The 15,953-nt window shown below is 59.1% G+C and carries 19 protein-coding genes; 12 read left to right on the top strand and 7 right to left on the bottom strand.

Features of this window, described 5'->3' with window-relative positions:
• The first annotated feature begins 2 nt into the window (after nucleotides 1-2).
• The 11 genes from ACUNV4_RS10645 to ACUNV4_RS10595 all read left to right on the top strand — a co-directional run bounded on the left by ACUNV4_RS10645 (nucleotide 3) and on the right by ACUNV4_RS10595 (nucleotide 7,732).
• Nucleotides 3-440, top strand: coding sequence for an acyl-CoA thioesterase (locus ACUNV4_RS10645; protein WP_430878523.1), 438 nt, complete (start codon nucleotides 3-5; stop codon nucleotides 438-440).
• Between the two features lie 56 nt (nucleotides 441-496).
• Nucleotides 497-1,054 carry a DUF1285 domain-containing protein gene (locus ACUNV4_RS10640; protein ID WP_430878522.1) on the top strand — a complete coding sequence of 186 codons (558 nt, stop codon included), beginning with the start codon at nucleotides 497-499 and terminating at the stop codon, nucleotides 1,052-1,054.
• Nucleotides 1,047-1,733 (top strand): cytochrome c biogenesis heme-transporting ATPase CcmA, encoded by a 687-nt coding sequence (gene ccmA, locus ACUNV4_RS10635; protein ID WP_430878521.1) that lies wholly within the window; start codon nucleotides 1,047-1,049, stop codon nucleotides 1,731-1,733. Before ACUNV4_RS10640 ends, ccmA begins: the two co-directional genes overlap by 8 nt.
• Nucleotides 1,730-2,443 (top strand): heme exporter protein CcmB, encoded by a 714-nt coding sequence (ccmB, locus tag ACUNV4_RS10630; RefSeq protein WP_430878520.1) that lies wholly within the window; start codon nucleotides 1,730-1,732, stop codon nucleotides 2,441-2,443. Before ccmA ends, ccmB begins: the two co-directional genes overlap by 4 nt.
• Nucleotides 2,444-2,649: 206 nt before the next feature.
• A complete protein-coding gene (locus ACUNV4_RS10625; protein ID WP_430878519.1) occupies nucleotides 2,650-3,354 on the top strand; it encodes a heme ABC transporter permease in 705 nt (234 codons plus the stop codon).
• Between the two features lies 1 nt (nucleotide 3,355).
• A complete protein-coding gene (gene ccmD / locus ACUNV4_RS10620; RefSeq protein ID WP_430878518.1) occupies nucleotides 3,356-3,520 on the top strand; it encodes a heme exporter protein CcmD in 165 nt (54 codons plus the stop codon).
• Nucleotides 3,517-3,993, top strand: coding sequence for a cytochrome c maturation protein CcmE (gene ccmE / locus ACUNV4_RS10615; RefSeq protein ID WP_430878517.1), 477 nt, complete (start codon nucleotides 3,517-3,519; stop codon nucleotides 3,991-3,993). The genes ccmD and ccmE overlap by 4 nt, the downstream gene beginning before the upstream one ends.
• A complete protein-coding gene (locus ACUNV4_RS10610) occupies nucleotides 3,990-6,050 on the top strand; it encodes a heme lyase CcmF/NrfE family subunit (RefSeq protein ID WP_430878516.1) in 2,061 nt (686 codons plus the stop codon). Before ccmE ends, ACUNV4_RS10610 begins: the two co-directional genes overlap by 4 nt.
• On the top strand, nucleotides 6,047-6,589 hold the full coding sequence (locus ACUNV4_RS10605) for a DsbE family thiol:disulfide interchange protein (protein ID WP_430878515.1): 543 nt from the start codon (nucleotides 6,047-6,049) through the stop codon (nucleotides 6,587-6,589). Before ACUNV4_RS10610 ends, ACUNV4_RS10605 begins: the two co-directional genes overlap by 4 nt.
• Nucleotides 6,586-7,086: a cytochrome c-type biogenesis protein gene (locus tag ACUNV4_RS10600; protein WP_430878514.1), complete on the top strand. Its 501-nt coding sequence runs from the start codon at nucleotides 6,586-6,588 to the stop codon at nucleotides 7,084-7,086. Before ACUNV4_RS10605 ends, ACUNV4_RS10600 begins: the two co-directional genes overlap by 4 nt.
• Before the next feature lie 166 nt (nucleotides 7,087-7,252).
• Nucleotides 7,253-7,732, top strand: a complete 480-nt coding sequence (locus tag ACUNV4_RS10595) for a helix-turn-helix domain-containing protein (protein ID WP_430878513.1) — start codon at nucleotides 7,253-7,255, stop codon at nucleotides 7,730-7,732.
• A gap of 13 nt (nucleotides 7,733-7,745) precedes the next feature.
• Here ACUNV4_RS10595 and ACUNV4_RS10590 read toward each other — a convergent pair whose 3' ends face one another.
• The 5 genes from ACUNV4_RS10590 to ACUNV4_RS10570 form a co-directional block, all read right to left on the bottom strand.
• On the bottom strand, nucleotides 7,746-8,519 hold the full coding sequence (locus ACUNV4_RS10590) for a LamB/YcsF family protein (protein ID WP_430878512.1): 774 nt from the start codon (nucleotides 8,517-8,519) through the stop codon (nucleotides 7,746-7,748).
• Nucleotides 8,520-8,568: 49 nt separating this feature from the next.
• Entirely contained in the window at nucleotides 8,569-9,630 is a 1,062-nt protein-coding gene (locus tag ACUNV4_RS10585) for a 5-oxoprolinase subunit C family protein (RefSeq protein WP_430878511.1), read from the bottom strand.
• Complete coding sequence (gene pxpB, locus ACUNV4_RS10580; RefSeq protein ID WP_430878510.1) at nucleotides 9,630-10,376, bottom strand: 5-oxoprolinase subunit PxpB; 747 nt, start codon at nucleotides 10,374-10,376, stop codon at nucleotides 9,630-9,632. The genes ACUNV4_RS10585 and pxpB overlap by 1 nt, the downstream gene beginning before the upstream one ends.
• 17 nt (nucleotides 10,377-10,393) lie before the next feature.
• The gene (locus tag ACUNV4_RS10575; RefSeq protein WP_430878509.1) at nucleotides 10,394-11,146 is read right to left on the bottom strand and encodes an aldolase; all 753 of its coding nucleotides are present in this window, start codon (nucleotides 11,144-11,146) and stop codon (nucleotides 10,394-10,396) included.
• Between the two features lie 72 nt (nucleotides 11,147-11,218).
• Entirely contained in the window at nucleotides 11,219-11,974 is a 756-nt protein-coding gene (locus ACUNV4_RS10570) for a hypothetical protein (protein ID WP_430878508.1), read from the bottom strand.
• Nucleotides 11,975-12,265: 291 nt separating this feature from the next.
• Between ACUNV4_RS10570 and ACUNV4_RS10565 the strand changes: the two genes are divergently transcribed.
• Nucleotides 12,266-13,507 carry an MFS transporter gene (locus tag ACUNV4_RS10565; protein ID WP_430878507.1) on the top strand — a complete coding sequence of 414 codons (1,242 nt, stop codon included), beginning with the start codon at nucleotides 12,266-12,268 and terminating at the stop codon, nucleotides 13,505-13,507.
• A gap of 37 nt (nucleotides 13,508-13,544) precedes the next feature.
• Here the strand turns inward: ACUNV4_RS10565 and ACUNV4_RS10560 are convergent, their stop codons facing one another.
• Nucleotides 13,545-14,489: an AEC family transporter gene (locus tag ACUNV4_RS10560; RefSeq protein WP_430878506.1), complete on the bottom strand. Its 945-nt coding sequence runs from the start codon at nucleotides 14,487-14,489 to the stop codon at nucleotides 13,545-13,547.
• Between the two features lie 49 nt (nucleotides 14,490-14,538).
• Nucleotides 14,539-15,951, bottom strand: a complete 1,413-nt coding sequence (locus ACUNV4_RS10555) for an FAD-binding oxidoreductase (RefSeq protein WP_430878505.1) — start codon at nucleotides 15,949-15,951, stop codon at nucleotides 14,539-14,541.
• Nucleotides 15,952-15,953: the final 2 nt, after the last annotated feature.

The raw sequence follows: 15,953 nt of genomic DNA, 5'->3' as shown, positions 1-15,953 counted from the left end.
CAATGAGCCATTCCACAATACGAGCGGGCGTTCTGGATATCGACCGGGACAGAACACCGGCGTCATTACGTACCATTGCCATGCCGGCAGATACCAACCCGAACGGTGACATCTTCGGTGGCTGGATCCTGTCGCAGATGGATCTTGCCGGAGGGACCTACGCTCTGTATGTGGCCCAGGGCCGTGTGGCGACGGTGGCGGTGACCGGCATGAAGTTCTACAAACCGGTCAATGTGGGCGATGAGGTCAGTTGCTACTGTGCCACCCATGCCATCGGACGAACATCGGTAACGGTGAACGTCGAAACCTGGGTGCGACGGCGCCAGCTGGCCGTGGAAGAGCAGGTGACGGAAGGTCTGTTCACGTTCGTGGCCATTGATGCCAACGGGCAGCCACGGCCCATCAGAGAACCGGCGTCCGATGTCGATGCCGAACAGTAGCATTGTCGATAACCCGGCCGCGTGTTCGAGCGGGGCTCGCAGGCAGGATGGCAGGCATGAGTGAATCGGGAATGTCCTATCTGACGGCCATCGTCGACGCCTTGTCGACTCGGTCCTTGCCGCCGGTGAACAGCTGGCAGCCTGATATCACGCGTGATATCGACATGCGCATTGCACGTAACGGAGACTGGTTCTACGAAGGGTCCCGCATCGATCGTTCGCGTATGGTCAGGTTGTTTTCCAGCGTCTTGCGCATGGACGGTGATGACACCTATCTGGTCACGCCCCAGGAACGCCTTCGTATCGTGGTCGAGGATGCACCGTTCACCGCCGTTCTGGTGGAGCGCAGGCGGGAGGCGACAAGCCCGGAGCTTGTGTTCACGACCAATCTGGGTGAGCAGGTCGTGGCCGATGAGCAGCACCCGATCCAGGTGCGTTACGAGCGGCCCGACGATGAGCCTGCACCCTATGTGCTGGTTCGTGATCGGCTGCAGGCACTGATCAGTCGTGCCGTGTTTCTGGAGCTGGCCACGATGGCAGAGGAGCGCGATGGTCGCCTGGGCGTCTTGTCCTGCGGGTGTTTCATGCCGCTGGATGCCGCGGCCGATGAGTAAGCCGACGGGCGAGCCGTCGATACTGCTCAAGGCCGAGGGCATGAGTATCTGGCGTGCCGAGAATCTGCTGGTGGATGAGGTGGACGTGTGCGTGACAGCCGGAAGCATCGTGCAGATTCAGGGTAGCAACGGCAGCGGCAAGACCACCTTGCTCAGAGCCCTGATAGGCCTGGCCGAGTTCGATGAGGGTGAGATTTTCTGGCGTGGTGAACCGGTTCGTCGAGTGCGCGACGAGATGCACGCCGCTCTGATCTATCTGGGCCACAAGGCCGGCATCACAGCGGGCCTGACACCGCTGGAAAACCTGCTGTCCCTGTGTCCTGAACTTGGAGGCGACGAAGGCGGGGAGCCGGCGGCCAGACAACGGATTCGGCAGGTCCTTAATGAACTCGGCATTGGCGAGCGGATCGACCTGCCCAGTGCGGCCTTGTCTGCCGGTCAGCAACGTCGCGTAGCCCTGGCGCGCCTGCGCTTGCAGAGCGCTGACTTGTGGGTGCTGGATGAACCGCTGACGTCTCTGGATGCCAATGGGCATGAATGGGTCAAGGCGGAAATCCAGCGACATGTGGGTGAGGGGGGTGCCGTGATGTTCACGACGCATCAGTCTCTCTCCTTTGAGCCCCTTCCGGTACAGACACTACAGCTGACCGGTGACCGCCAAGCGATCGGAAACCAGTGACAGTACATCCCAGCCCTCGGACCACAGCCGGCATTGCCACGGTGTTTCTGCGCGTGTTCAAACGCGACATGAAGCTGGCCGTGCGCTCGGCAGGGCAATGGCTCAATCCGCTGTTGTTCTTCGTCATCGTGGTGACCCTGTTTCCGCTGGGGATCGGACCGGGTCCCAACATGCTGGCGACCATTGCCCCCGGTGTGCTGTGGGTCAGTGCTCTGCTGGCCATGATGTTGTCGCTGGATGCGCTGTTTGCCAATGATTTTCGGGATGGTACGCTGGAACAGATGGTTCTCAGCGGTCATCCTCTGACCATCATGGTCATGGGCAAGGTGCTGGCACATTGGGTGATCAGTGGCTTGCCACTGGTAATACTGTCTCCCTTGCTCGGTTTGATGATGCAGTTGCCGGAAGGGGCCTACCTTGTGCTGATCGGCAGTCTTCTGCTGGGCACCCTGAGTCTGAGTTTCATCGGGGCCATCGGCGCCGCGCTCATCGTCAGTCTGAACCAGGGCGGCGTCCTGTTGTCTCTTCTGGTGTTGCCGTTGACAGTGCCGGTGCTGATATTCGGCAGTGGAGCAGTGTCCGCAGCCGGCATGGGTCTTGAAGCATCAGCGCACCTGTCCCTGCTGTTGGCCATTGTCTGCCTGTCGGCGTCATTGGCGCCACTGGCCATCGCCGGTGCATTGAGAGTGGGTGTGGCGGCGGGGCGTTGAAAATCTGACGCTTCGGCACTGTCGACGAGGCTGGAGCGATCGATCTGTCATCGCGTTGACAAGGGTCAAGCCATCGTTGCCACAGCGTCGTTTGCACGGCCCGGATTGCCGCCCCGAAGCGTAATTACCGCTAAACTAGTACAGTCGGACTACAGGAAAAGAACAGATTGTTTCAGTGGATTCACCGATTTGGCTCAGCGCCATTCATGTATCGTCTTGCCGGGCGATTGAGCCCCTGGTTCGGAGGCCTCTGCCTGCTGAGTCTGGCGTTGGGTCTGTACCTGGGCCTGGTTGTTGCACCGGCTGATTACGAACAGGGCGACAGCTATCGAATCATCTACATTCATGTGCCAGCCGCCTGGATGTCGATGTTCGTGTATGTGGTCATGGCCACCTCCAGTGCCATATTCCTGATCTGGCGTCTGAAGATTGCCGATGTCGTGGCCGAGGCCTCAGCCCCCATAGGTGCTGCATTCACGGCGGTGGCCCTGTTGACCGGTTCCTTCTGGGGCAAACCCATGTGGGGTACCTGGTGGATCTGGGATGCACGGCTGACCAGCGAACTGTTGCTGCTGTTCCTGTATCTGGGTTACATGGCACTGCGTGGTGCGCTGGATACACCGCAGGGTTCTGCGCGGGCTGCAGCCATTCTGGCGGTTGTCGGGGTCGTCAACATCCCCATCATCCACTTCAGTGTGGAGTGGTGGAACACACTGCATCAACCGGCCACCATCACCAAACTGGGCAAGCCGTCCATGCACATCAGCATGTTGCGTCCGCTGTTGCTGATGGTGCTGGCCTTTCAGATGCTGTATTTCCACAATCTGATGGTGCGGCTGAGAACGCTGGTACTGTCGCGGGAGAATCGTGCCAGCTGGGTGGCGCAACTGAATCCGGAAACGGGGAACTGACATGGCCGAATTCCTGAACATGGGCGGCTATGCATTCTATGTATGGACTTCCTACTTTCTTGCCTTGATCCTGCTGGGCGGTGTGGTGCTGTGGTCAGCCCGACAATCGCGCAAGGTACGGCTCGACGCCATTCGCAAGGCTCAACAACGAAGACGTAAATCATGACTCCCAAACGCAAGCAACGCCTGATACTGGTAAGCGTGATGCTGTGTGGTGTGGCCGCGGCAGTGGCATTCGGTGTCAACGCATTCCGGGACAACATCATGCTGTTCCATTCACCATCGGATGTCGTCGCCGGTGCCGTCAATCCCGGCAAGCCGTTTCGAGTCGGTGGCATGGTGGTGGACGGTAGCGTGCAGCGCAACCAGGACAGCCTCGAGGTGCATTTCGAATTGACCGATTACGACAAGACCATCCCGGTGACCTTCTCGGGCATTCTGCCGGACCTGTTTCGCGAGGGGCAGGGCATTGTGGCCATGGGGGCCATTGATGAAAGGGGCACTTTCGAAGCGAGCGAAGTGCTCGCCAAGCACGATGAAAACTACATGCCGCCGGAAGTGGCCGAAGCGCTGGAACGCGCTGGCAAGATGCCCGGTTCAGCGGCCGTTTATGACAGCAAGACGGTGGTTCAGCCATGATTCCCGAGCTTGGGCAATTTGCCCTGATACTGGCACTGTGCACGGCCGTGGTATTGGCCGTGATTCCGCTTGTCGGCAGTTTTACCGGTCACGCCGGCTGGATGGACATGGCCAGACCGGCTGCCGCCGCACAGACGTTCTTTGCGTTTCTGGCCTATGCCTGTCTCACCTGGAGTTTCATCTCGCACGATTTCAGTGTGCTCTATGTGGCCAATACCAGCAATCTGTCGCTGCCACTGATCTATCGCATATCCGGTGTGTGGGGTGGTCACGAGGGCTCCATTCTGTTCTGGTGTTTCATCCTGGCGCTCTGGACCGGAGCGGTCGCGGTCTTCAGTCGCTCCCTGCCGCAGGTTCTGCTGGCGCGGGTTCTGTCGGTGCTCGGCATGATCAGCATCGGCTTTCTGTTGTTCGTGCTGCTGACCTCCAACCCCTTTGAACGCATCCTTCCCGTGCCGCTGGACGGGGCCTCACTGAATCCGCTGCTGCAGGATCCGGGCATGGCGATTCATCCGCCGATGCTGTACATGGGATATGTGGGCTTTGCGGTGGCTTTCGCCTTTGCCGTTGCCGCCCTGATCGACGGGCAGCTGGACGCCGCAACGCTACGCTGGATGCGGCCCTGGACCAATGTGGCCTGGCTGTTTCTGACTATCGGTATTTCGCTGGGCAGTTACTGGGCCTATTACGAACTCGGTTGGGGCGGCTGGTGGTTCTGGGATCCGGTCGAGAACGCCTCCTTCATGCCATGGCTGGTGGGTACTGCGCTGATTCATTCCCTGGCCGCATCGGAGAAGCGCGGCGTGTTCAAGGCCTGGACGGTCCTGTTGGCGGTGCTGGCGTTTTCCCTGAGCCTGCTGGGTACTTTCCTCGTTCGCTCCGGCGTACTGACCTCCGTGCACTCGTTTGCCGCCGATCCGACGCGCGGACTGTTCATCCTGCTGTTTCTCGCCATTGTGGTGGGTGGCTCATTGCTGCTGTATGCCATCCGTGCCAACAAACTGGTGTCAACCGCCAGCTACGAACTGGTGTCCCGGGAAACCGGATTGCTCATCAACAACATCCTGCTGGTCGTGGCCAGCGCCGCGGTGTTGCTCGGAACGCTCTATCCCCTGTTCATCGATGCATTGGGCCTTGGCAAGATGTCGGTAGGTGAGCAGTACTTCAACGCCGTCTTCGTACCATTGATGCTGCCCATTCTGTTATTGGTCGGGGTCGGCGCCATGCTCAACTGGAAGCGTGATCGGCTGGCCGGTCGTTCAACCATGCTGGTGGTGCTGGCCGTGGCCAGTGTCATTGTGGCAGCGCTGCTGACCACGCAGCTGCTGGACTACCGGCTCAGTGCGGTGGCCATTCTGGCGCTGGCGATCTGGGTGGCTGCGACCACTTTGTATGGCGTGTTCTACCGCGTCAGAAACAAGCGTAAACGCCTGTCCGCCGTCATGCATACTCCCGCCGCGTTCTGGGGCATGACCGTGGCACACCTTGGCCTGGCCGTGTTTACGGTCGGTGTGGCGCTGACTTCCATCTACACCGACGAACAGACGGTGCGCATGGAGATCAACGATACTCATGAGATGGGAGGCTACCGATTCACGTTCGTCTCCATGGAAGAGGTCCGCGGTCCGAATTACAGTGCTGCCGAGGCCAGCTTTCAGGTGGAGCGTGATGGTCGGGATGTTGGCGTCATCCGTTCGCAGAAGCGGGTCTACGATGTGCGGCGTGACAGCATGACCGAGGCGGGTATCGATGGCAATCTGGCGCGCGATCTGTTCATCGCCATGGGCGAGCCTCTGGACGGCACGAATACCGTCTGGAGCGTGCGGATTCAGACCAAGCCATTCATCCGCTGGATCTGGCTGGGCACGATATTCATGGCCGTTGGTGGTCTGCTTGCCGCCGTTGATCGGCGTTACCGCAGTGTCGGTGCCAGACAACGAGCGCAGGTTCGTGACAAGGCCAGCGTCAGGGCTGGACTGGCTTCCGGGCTTGCGAGTACATCCCATGCAACGTCGGCAACCGGTTCCACCGGCCAGGGAGGGGCAGATACCCGATGAGCCTTGCACTCAAATTGTTGCCTCTGGCAGCGTTCCTGGCACTGGCCGGATTTCTGGCCAAGGGGCTGACCCTGAACCCGACGGAGTTGCCTTCGCCGTTGATTGACAAAACAGCGCCGGCTTTCGTGGTGGACAAGCTTCCCGCCAGTGACGGACAGTTCGACAGCGCTGACATGGATGGCAAGGTCTGGGTGCTGAACGTCTGGGCCAGCTGGTGTGGACCCTGTGTGCAGGAACATCCGGTACTGATCGATCTGGCTGCCGAGCGACCCGTGCCGGTGGTCGGCCTCAATTACAAGGATCAGCCGCAGGATGCATTGCCCTGGCTGGCACGACTGGGCAATCCCTTCGCCGAGGTTCTGGACGATCAGCGTGGTGATGTCGGCCTCGATTTCGGCGTCTACGGCGTTCCGGAAACCTTCGTGATCGATGGCAATGGTGTGGTCCGCTACAAGCACGTCGGCCCATTGGATGGACAGTCGATGCGGGACAAGCTGCTGCCACTGATTGACGATCTGATGGCTGAGGCCGATTCATGAAAGCGTTTCGACTATCCTTGTCGCTGAGCCTGCTGCTGTATCTGGCTGCTCCATTGTCGGTACAGGCTGCCGAGGAGACAGTTACCTTCGACACCCCGGAGCAGTCAGAGCTGTACCACGCGCTGTTGCGCGAATATCGCTGCCTGAAGTGTCAGAACCAGAATCTGGCCGATTCTCACGCCTCCCTGGCATCTGATCTGCGTCGTGAGATCCGCGGGCAGATCCTTGAAGGCAATGGCAAGGCGGAAATCGATGCGTATCTGGTTGCGCGCTACGGTGAATTCGTTTTCTACCGTCCGAGATTCAGCAGCAAGACGGCCATTCTGTGGTTGGGACCGTTTGTCCTGTTGCTTGTCGGCCTGGCCGCTGTCTACGTCATGATTCGTCGACGAGCCACAGGCAGAGCCCGCCAGATTGCCGAGCTCGAGGCGTCGGCGGCTGAAGATCGTGATCAGGCAGCACGTCTGGCGCGTGCTCGTCAGTTACTTGACGATTGAGTTCAAGCTATTGAATCCAGTGATAACGAGACCAGAAATCTCGTTAAAGTTTGCTCTTAAATGTTAAATGTTGTTCAAATCGCTTTTACGACATTGGTTTGACGTGATATTGTACCTGTGTGATAAAGAAGAATGAATTTCTTTCACAAATGGAGGAAACAAGCAGATGATTACACCGGACTTCACACAGCCCGTTACACCAATGCTCGATGAGCTTTCTACCGAGGATTTTCTTCAGGTCGTCGGGCAACGAGTACGACAGCAAAGAGCTCGCAAGAGCATGTCCAGGAAACGACTGGCGGAAGTGTCGACCGTTTCCGAGCGCTACCTGGCCCAGTTGGAGTCCGGGCAGGGGAATATGTCCATTGCCCTGCTGCGCAAGGTCACCTCGGCCATTGGCATTTCGATGGGCGCATTGATGTCCGAGGAAGTCACCGAGACCTGTTTCAGAAAGGCGTCCCCGGTACAGAAGGACGAACGTCCCGAGCCTGCTTCCGCCGCCCACCAGCAGGACTGTGCCAAACAGCACGGAGGCCTGCGAGAGAATATCGACCTGAGCAATAATCGGCGAGCCGATGAGAGCGATTCACGTCACTCGTCGAACACGCTGCACAGTACTTCCTCGGCAGAAACGGCCGATATCTGATCGCAGTCAGGACTCAATGACGCTGCATGAGTGAGGGCAGGCTGAGCAGTTCGTGGCCCTGATCCAGCAGCTCGGTCCTGATCCGCTGCGCAGTGTCTACGGCATGGGCGTTGTCGCCGTGCACGCAGATGCTGTGGAACTCGGTTGACAGCACCGTGCCGTCTTCCGTGACAATACCCTGAGCTTCTATCATCGCTTTCACATGTGAGATGCAGTCTTCGGCACTCTCCAGTACAGCGCCAGGCTTTCGTCTGGATACGAGAGCGCCAGTGCTGGTGTAGGCGCGGTCGGCAAAAATCTCGAGGGCGGTCGTCAGAGAGGATTCAGTGGCAGCTGCAGCCAGTTGCGACATGACCGGTGCGAGCAATATCAAGGTATTGTCGTAATCGCTGACGGCCTGAACCACGATGTCTGCCATGTCGCGATCTTCACAGGCCATGTTGTTCAGCGCACCGTGCGGCTTGACGTGGCTCATCGTCAATCCCATGCTTCGGCTGACACCATCCAGAGCAGCCAGCTGGTATTGAATCAGCGCCCGGAGCTCATCAGCCGGCAAGGTCATCGGTCGGCGGCCAAAGCCCTGCAGATCAGCAAAACCGGGATGTGCACCAATGCTGACACCTGCTGCGAGAGCGGCCCTGATGGTTCGGCTCATGACCAGAGGGTCGCCGGCGTGAAAGCCGCAGGCCACGTTGGCTGAATCGACAAGCTGCAGCAGCCGCTGATCATCACCCATGGGCCATGGGCCGAAGGATTCACCCAGATCGGCATTCAGATTGAGCAACATGGATCGGTATCTCCTGGAATCGAGAGGCTGGCCTGACGCATGGGGTCCATCACAGAGACAGGCCGTCGGTCACCCCATCGATCAGATTGTGGGCGAGCAGAGTCGCCGTGTCGAGGCTGACGTCACGAATGGGGGCAATGCTGTCAATGGCTTTCTGCAGTGTTGCTGCCTGGCTGCGAACGGCGTCGATGGCCGCACTGACCGTGACTGCCTCGAAGTGCAAAGCACTGCCAGGTCTCTGCAATCCCAGCAGTGGCAGATCGATGGAAATCACGGTGGCGATCTTCGGATAGCCTCCAGCGGTGTGAGCGTCATTGAGCAGCACGATGGGTTGGCCGTTGCCGGGTACCTGAATCGACCCGGGAACGATGGCATCGGAAACGATATCGCGGGCAGCGGTACTGGCGTGTTCCAGTGCCGGCCCGGTAAGCCTTGCCCCCATGCGGTCGACCTCGCTGCTCAGCTGGAACTCGCTGTTCAGGAATGTCTTGATGCCGTCGGCTGAAAAGTGATCGTTCTGGGGGCCGGGAACAACCCGCAAACGTGAGCTGCGATAGTCTTCCAGCAAGGGATCCCGGCACTCGGACTCGAGGCGTGGAGTGGCCACCGACACTGTCAGCTGATCTCCGGCGGTCAGGGCATTGCCATGCAAGCCTCCGAGTCCTGCCTTGACATAGGTCGAGGCGCTTCCCAGTTGCTCGCTGGTGATCAGGCCGCTGAAGGCCATGACCACATGCCGAAAACTGCCCGTGCTGTGCAGAATGATGGTGGTTTCCGGTGCCAGTGTGTAGCTGCGACAGGGCTGGATCGTCGATTGGCTGTCACCATGCCGTTGCAGCATCTTCATGTCCGGGGCCGCCATGACGGCCATGCGGACAGCAGAGTCGCCGGTACTCAGGCGCAGGCCGCCTTCGAAACTCTCCAGGATACAATCATCCGGAGAGTTGCCGACCAGTGCATTGGCGAGCTGTTGCCAGGCAGGTACCAGAGATCCCGACCAGGGGACTCCCAGATGTCGCAGACCGAAGCGGCCACGATCCTGCAAGGTGCTGAGCAGCCCGGCTGACTCTATCGTGATGGTTGCCCCTGAGATATCGGACATTTCACTCATCAGGATGTTGACTGTCGCAGGCTGGAGCGCTGGAATTGCTGCTTGTCCATATCGTTTTTCAGGGCCTGCATCTCATCGAGATCGATGGCCTGGAAACTGACGATATCACCGGTCTTGAACAGCGCTGGTGGGTCCTGTTTGCCATCAAACAGGGGGATGGGACAATGACCCAGGATATGCCAGCCCCCGGGACTGTCCCAGGGATAGACTCCGGTGAGCTGATTGGCAATGGCCACGCTGCCGGCCGGCACACGTACGCGTGGTTCACTGCGACGCGGCAGGTGAAGTTCTTCTGGAGTGTCGCCCAGGAAGGCAAATCCGGGAAGAAAGCCCAGCATGTAAACCTTGAAGCGCGTGCTCTGGTGCAGTTCGATGACGCGTTCGGCGCTCAGGCCCGTCAACTCTGCCACGGATTCCAGGTCGGGGCCGGACTGACCACCATAGTGGACGGGGATCTGCCAGTGAGAATGTTCGCCGCCTGAGGTGTCCACTGCCGCTGTGTCCAGCGCGCGCAATTCTTCGATCAATTCATCCGGCAGCACACGCAGCGGATCGAAGACCAGTGCCAGCGAGCGAAAGGTCGGAATGGTCTCGACAATGCCGTGCAGCTTGCCGCCAGACATGGCCGCATGAATGCGAGCATCCAGCGCAACGACCTGATCGACAATCTCGCGATCAATGGATTGGCCGAATTCCAGCACCAGGGTTCGGTCTCCGGCCGACAAGGGAGTCCAGGTGTCATGCATGGCGCTGTCGATTACACTCAGAAAGTGAAATTGAAGTCTGGATCGGTTGTCAGAACCTGTTCCAGAGCACGGAAATGCTGCTCGGCATACACCGCCAGATCACGATTGAACTGACTGGCCGTACGTTCTACCACTGCGGTGGGAATCAGTTTGAGCGCTTGTCCGGTTTGCAGGGCCAGCACATGTTGGCGGCAGGCACGTTCGAGGTAATAGAGGTCATCGAATGCCATGGAGACACTTTGGCCACTGACAACAACGCCATGGTTGGCCAGAAACATGATGTCGATGGCAGGAGCCTGGGCGGCCTTGCGAGCAATGCGCTCGCCTTCCTGATTGTCGTGTGCCAGACCACCGTATTCCGGTTCCCTGGCCAGACGACCGTGAAAGCGGATCGCCGTCTGGTGTGTCATGGGCAGGATACCGGCCTCACCATCGAGCATGGTCAGTGTGGTCGCATAGGGCATGTGCGTATGCAATACCACCTTGTGCCGAGGGTTGGCGCGATGACTGGCCACATGGATGAACAGGGCGGTGTCTTCCACTGCACCTTCACCAGCCAGTACCTGGCCGTCTCCATCGATCAGCAGGAGGGAATCGGGCTGAATCCGCGACCAATGCACCCCGTAAGGGTTGATCAGATAGCGTTCTCTGTCGCCGTCCAGTCGCAGGGAGAAATGATTGCAGATACCTTCGTGGAACCCGAAACGCTCAGCCAGCCTGAACGCCAAGGCGAGATCATTGCGATCCTGTTGTTCACTGCTCGAGGCCATTTAGGCAGGTGTCCCTGTAGGTGGCAACCGGAAGGGGTAGAGGGCTCGCAATGAGCCCTCGGAACAGCGGGCTTACGCAGTCGCGGCTTCCCGTACTTCTTCTGCTTCATCGGCACCCGCTGTTGTGGTCTCGATGTCGGACAGCAGCTTGGCCTCGGCTTTTGGTGCCGGAGCTGCCTCTGCATCCCTAGCTTCGGCTTCGTCGGCCCAGGTGCGCAGTTCGCGATAGGCGGCAAGCAGTGTGGCAGCCTGTTCCTTCAGTTCGGACAGGGTTTCAAGCTCATCCTTCTGTTGCTTGTTTTCCTTCTTCAGCTTGCGATTGGCATCCTCGGCGGTCTTGCGAGCCGTGGCTTCATCGAGCTTCTGCTTCTTCAGCGCCTTGAGCTTCTTGACGATGTTCTCTGGTGTATCGGCCAGAGCGACATTGATCGCCTTGAGTTCCTTCTGCTTGTCTTCCACGGCACGCTTGGCCTTGCGCAAAGCTTCCGCGTTGTCCTTGCGACCCACGGCGAGCGCCTGTTCAGCGGCTTCCTTCTCGGCGATAGCGGCATCACGCTGGTTTTCAGCGTCGGTGCGTGACTTGATGGTTGCCTTGACTTCGGCTTGCATCTTGCCGATCTCTTCCGAGGCGCGGTTACGAGTTTCCGCCATGTCCGAATCGGCGTTCTCGGCGCGCTTGATGGCGACGTCGAGTGCGTTGCGCAGGTCGTCAGCCGTGAAATCGTCTTTCAGTTTCAGGGCTTGCGCGGCTTCGTTCATCAGCACTTGCTTGCTGATGGCCAGGTCTTTCCAAATTCTCAGTTGCTGTTCGCTGTCGGCTTGACTCACGTAATAATCTCTTGGACGAAAAGGGTAAAATTCGGGAACGTTCAGGCTCCCGCAAATCATGTGTGTGTTATGTGCGCTAAGGCTTCACGGGGCGTCTGTCTGAGGCCGCTTTGCAAAATAAAGCCTGAAAACGTATTACCATCAATTGATTGAGGTGGCTATTGGGCTAGCCTCTGTACGGCCTCTGTGGCCTGAATATCCCGAATTCATTGTGGCGAAGTGATTCTCACTCGGCACAACTACCTAGTATACCCAATTTCGACGCCGCAATCAGCACTTTGAGCTCCCACGATGGCAATGCGTGAACCGATCCTGACATTTTCACGGTTTTTGAGTGCGAACGCCCGCTGGTTGGGGGGTGGCATGCTGCTGACTTTCTTCTCGAGTGTCGGCCAGACTTTCTTCATTGCCAGCTTCGCCGGAGACATTCGCGCGGATTTCGATCTGACCCATGGTGGGTTCGGCATGATCTACATGCTGGCGACGCTGGCCAGTGCCGCAACCCTGGTTTTCATCGGCCGGGTTGCCGATGACATGGCCGTGGTGAAGGTTGCTGTTGGCCTGATCCTGTTGCTGGCCGCTTCGGCCATTGTGATGGCAACGGCCCGAAACGTCGCCCTGTTGCTGATTTCCATCTATTTCCTGCGATTGTTCGGCCAGGGAATGATGTCGCACACAGCCATGGTGGCCATGGGCAAGTGGTTCGTGAAGGAACGAGGCCGGGCGGTGTCGATAACCACCACGGGTCACCAGCTGGGTGAGGGGATACTGCCCTTGCTGCTTGTGTCCTTGCTGGCCATGACCAGTTGGCGCAATGCCTGGTTGCTGGCGGCTGCCACGCTGTTGCTGTTGGCTCTGCCCTTGAGCTACCTGTGGCTGCGTGTGCCGCGGACCCCGTCCATCGAGGATCGTGACAATCAGGAAAGCGGGCGTCAGTGGACGCGTGCGGAAGTCTTGCGAGACTCGCCGTTCTGGGTGGTCTGTACAGGTGTGCTGGCGCCGGCCTTCATCGGTACTGCCGTCTTCTTTCACCAGGTGCACCTGGGAGAGCTCAAGGCCTGGGCGCCCGGGGTGATTGCCGGGTCCTTTGCCGTCATGTCGATCACATCGGTCATCGTGGGGCTGGTGACCGGTCAGCTGATCGATCGATTCAGTGCACGCCTGTTGTTGCCGTTCTTCCTGCTGCCCCTGTCCGTTGGCTGTATCGTGCTGTCACTGGCAGTGCATCCCGTCAGCATGTCGTTCTTCATGTTTCTGCTGGGCTGCTCCTATGGCGTGTCGAATGCGGTGTTCGGAGCCATCTGGCCGGAGGTCTATGGAACGCGACATCTGGGGGCAGTACGTTCGGTCGTGTCCGCGGCCATGGTATTCGCCTCGGCATTGGGGCCGGGGCTGACAGGCTGGCTGATCGATGTGGGAATCGGCTTCGAACGGCAGTTGCTGTTCATGAGTGCCTATTGTGTGGTCACGATGCTGATGTTGTTCCCGGTCTCTCGCACGCTGCAACGCCGGCAACTGCCGTTGCAAGCCTGATGATCGCAGGGGCCGGGCACATCGCAGGTCCCGTCGACTAGATCAGGCCGGCCTTGACCAGATACAGATAGGCGGTGACGGTCACGACGGACAACAGAGTGCTGAGCACGACTGCACTCGAGGCGCGCTCCTCCCAGACACTGTATTGCTGGGCAATGACGAATACGTTGGTGGCCGATGGCAGAGCTGCCAGCAACACCGCGGCATGCAGCCAGACCGGGTCCAGACCTGGCAATCTGCTGAGCAGTAGATAGACCAGCAGCGGGTGGAGCAGCAGCTTCACGGGTATGAGATAGCCGAGCTCTACCGGGATACGCTTCAATGGCCTCAAGGCCGCCGTGACACCCATGGCAAACAGCGCGCAGGGGGCCGCAGCACTGGCAGCGTTTGCCAGTAGCTGATCGATGGCTGCCGGTGGCCTGAATTCGAACCAGGCTGCACCGATGCCTGCGATGGTTGCCAGGATGAAGGGGTGACTGATGATCTTCACGATGATGCCGATGATCAGTTTGCCAAAGGCCTGTCGTCGTGAATCTCCCAGCGCCATCAGTGTGGGTGCCAGGGTGAAATGCATGGCGTTGTCCAGACAGAACACCAGAGCCACCGGGACACCGGCCTGCGGGCCGAATGCGGCGATCGCCAGCGGAGGCCCCATGTAACCGATATTGCCATAGGCACCGGCAAAGCCCTGAACGGTGGCCGTGCGTGTATCGCTCTTGCGCAGCACTCTGCCCACCAGAAAACACAGTGCGAAGATCAGGAAGGTGCTCAGGGTTGTATTGAACAGAAAGCGACCGTTGGCAAATTCGGACACCGGAGTGGTTGCCAGTAGTCGGAAGAACAGGGCCGGCAGGGCAATGTACAGAATGAAGAAATTCAGCCAGGCAAGACCTTCCAGCGGAATCTTCTTCAGCCGTCCGGAGAGGTAACCGAGAAAGACGAGGCCGAACAAGGGCAACACCAGGCCAGCTACCTGAAACATGGAAATCGCTCCTGAGTCGGATCCGGGGTATCAGTGCAGGGTCTGAGCTTCAATCGAATATCTTGCCCGGATTGAGAATGCCGGAAGGATCAAGGGTACGCTTCAGGCTCTGCATCAGAGAGATTTCGGCGGCGCTGCGAGACAGGGGCAGATACGGTTTCTTGGACAGACCGATGCCGTGTTCTGCGGAAATCGACCCGCCCAGCGACTGCAGTGGCTGGTAGATCAGCTGGTTGCTGAATTCATGCCACCGGGCCTTTTCCTCGGCCTCCAGCTCCTGTTCCGCCGGAGGCGCGACCAGTATGTGCAGATTGCCATCGGCCAGATGTCCGTAGACGTACAGGATGACATCGGGCCAGCGTTGTTGCAATTGCGTCAGTACACTGTCCACATAGGGCTGCATGTCGGCAATGGGCAGGCTGATGTCGTAGACGAATACCGGGTCGTGCTGTAGTGCGATATCGATGTGCTCGCGAATGTGCCAGATATTCTGTCGCTCGCGTTCGGACTGTACGATGACGGCATCGACAATGAGTTCGTTTTCCAGCGCACTGCCCAGCGCCTGTTCGAACTGGTCGTCGGTTGCATCCGATTCCGAGCCACGTGATTCGACGATGGCGTACAGGGCGTAATCGCGTGGTAACGGCGACTGACTGCTGCCTTCGCGCTCGGTATCGGTATTGAGGGCATAGAAGGGCTGCCAGATCACTTCGAAGGCATCCAGGGTGCCATTGAGTGCATGGCTCAGGTGGCCCAGGGTTGCGCTCACCTGCTCGAAACGGTCGAAGGCCAGCAGCGCTGTTGCCAGCGCGGGAGTGGCGGGTCGGAGTCGCAGCACAGCGCGGGTGATGACGCCCAGGGTGCCTTCACTGCCGATGAACAGCTGCTTCAGGTCGTATCCGGCATTGTTCTTCATCATGCGGTTCAGCGATGACAGGATGGTGCCATCGGGCAGCACCACTTCCAGTCCGAGTACCTGCTCGCGTGTCATGCCGTAGCGCAATACGGCCAGTCCGCCGGCATTGGTCGATATGTTTCCCCCGATGGTGCACGAACCTCGCGCACCCAGGTCCAGTCCCAGTTGCAGCCCGGCATCGTCGGCGGCCTGCTGCACATTCTGCAGGATCGCCCCGGCGCCGACCGTCACCGTACGACCGGTGAAGTCGACCGGCTCGATGTCGTTCATGCGTTCCATCGAGAGCAGCAGATCATTGTCGGTGCTGGCATGGCCCTTGACCAGTCCGGTGGCGCCTCCCTGTGTCACCACTACCTGTCCGGCTTCATGGCACAGTTTCAGCACGGCAGCTGTCTGGGCCGTATCCGCCGGTCGCACGATGGCGGCCGCTGTCAGTGGGGAGGCATCCCAGAAGTGTGTCGCTCGAGCGCTGACGTCCGCGCCGGTCAGTACGTGCTCCGGGCCGACGATCTGTGCCAGTCGTGAATACAGGGTGTCTCTGTCCATTG

It is taken from the genome of Granulosicoccus sp. 3-233, assembly GCF_052681095.1.
The sequence above is the reverse complement of the archived record's forward strand: the minus strand, read 5'-3'. Positions and strand labels throughout refer to the sequence as shown.

Bases quoted from the DNA above. Each gene is read 5' to 3' on its own strand.
- ACUNV4_RS10645 (WP_430878523.1), top strand. From the start codon at position 3: ATGAGCCATTCCACAATACGAGCGGGCGTTCTGGATATCGACCGGGAC.
- ACUNV4_RS10640 (WP_430878522.1), top strand. From the start codon at position 497: ATGAGTGAATCGGGAATGTCCTATCTGACGGCCATCGTCGACGCCTTG.
- ccmA (WP_430878521.1), top strand. From the start codon at position 1,047: ATGAGTAAGCCGACGGGCGAGCCGTCGATACTGCTCAAGGCCGAGGGC.
- ACUNV4_RS10625 (WP_430878519.1), top strand. From the start codon at position 2,650: ATGTATCGTCTTGCCGGGCGATTGAGCCCCTGGTTCGGAGGCCTCTGC.
- ccmD (WP_430878518.1), top strand. From the start codon at position 3,356: ATGGCCGAATTCCTGAACATGGGCGGCTATGCATTCTATGTATGGACT.
- ccmE (WP_430878517.1), top strand. From the start codon at position 3,517: ATGACTCCCAAACGCAAGCAACGCCTGATACTGGTAAGCGTGATGCTG.
- ACUNV4_RS10610 (WP_430878516.1), top strand. From the start codon at position 3,990: ATGATTCCCGAGCTTGGGCAATTTGCCCTGATACTGGCACTGTGCACG.
- ACUNV4_RS10605 (WP_430878515.1), top strand. From the start codon at position 6,047: ATGAGCCTTGCACTCAAATTGTTGCCTCTGGCAGCGTTCCTGGCACTG.
- ACUNV4_RS10600 (WP_430878514.1), top strand. From the start codon at position 6,586: ATGAAAGCGTTTCGACTATCCTTGTCGCTGAGCCTGCTGCTGTATCTG.
- ACUNV4_RS10595 (WP_430878513.1), top strand. From the start codon at position 7,253: ATGATTACACCGGACTTCACACAGCCCGTTACACCAATGCTCGATGAG.
- ACUNV4_RS10590 (WP_430878512.1), bottom strand. From the start codon at position 8,519: ATGTTGCTCAATCTGAATGCCGATCTGGGTGAATCCTTCGGCCCATGG.
- ACUNV4_RS10585 (WP_430878511.1), bottom strand. From the start codon at position 9,630: ATGAGTGAAATGTCCGATATCTCAGGGGCAACCATCACGATAGAGTCA.
- pxpB (WP_430878510.1), bottom strand. From the start codon at position 10,376: ATGCATGACACCTGGACTCCCTTGTCGGCCGGAGACCGAACCCTGGTG.
- ACUNV4_RS10575 (WP_430878509.1), bottom strand. From the start codon at position 11,146: ATGGCCTCGAGCAGTGAACAACAGGATCGCAATGATCTCGCCTTGGCG.
- ACUNV4_RS10565 (WP_430878507.1), top strand. From the start codon at position 12,266: ATGGCAATGCGTGAACCGATCCTGACATTTTCACGGTTTTTGAGTGCG.
- ACUNV4_RS10560 (WP_430878506.1), bottom strand. From the start codon at position 14,489: ATGTTTCAGGTAGCTGGCCTGGTGTTGCCCTTGTTCGGCCTCGTCTTT.
- ACUNV4_RS10555 (WP_430878505.1), bottom strand. From the start codon at position 15,951: ATGGACAGAGACACCCTGTATTCACGACTGGCACAGATCGTCGGCCCG.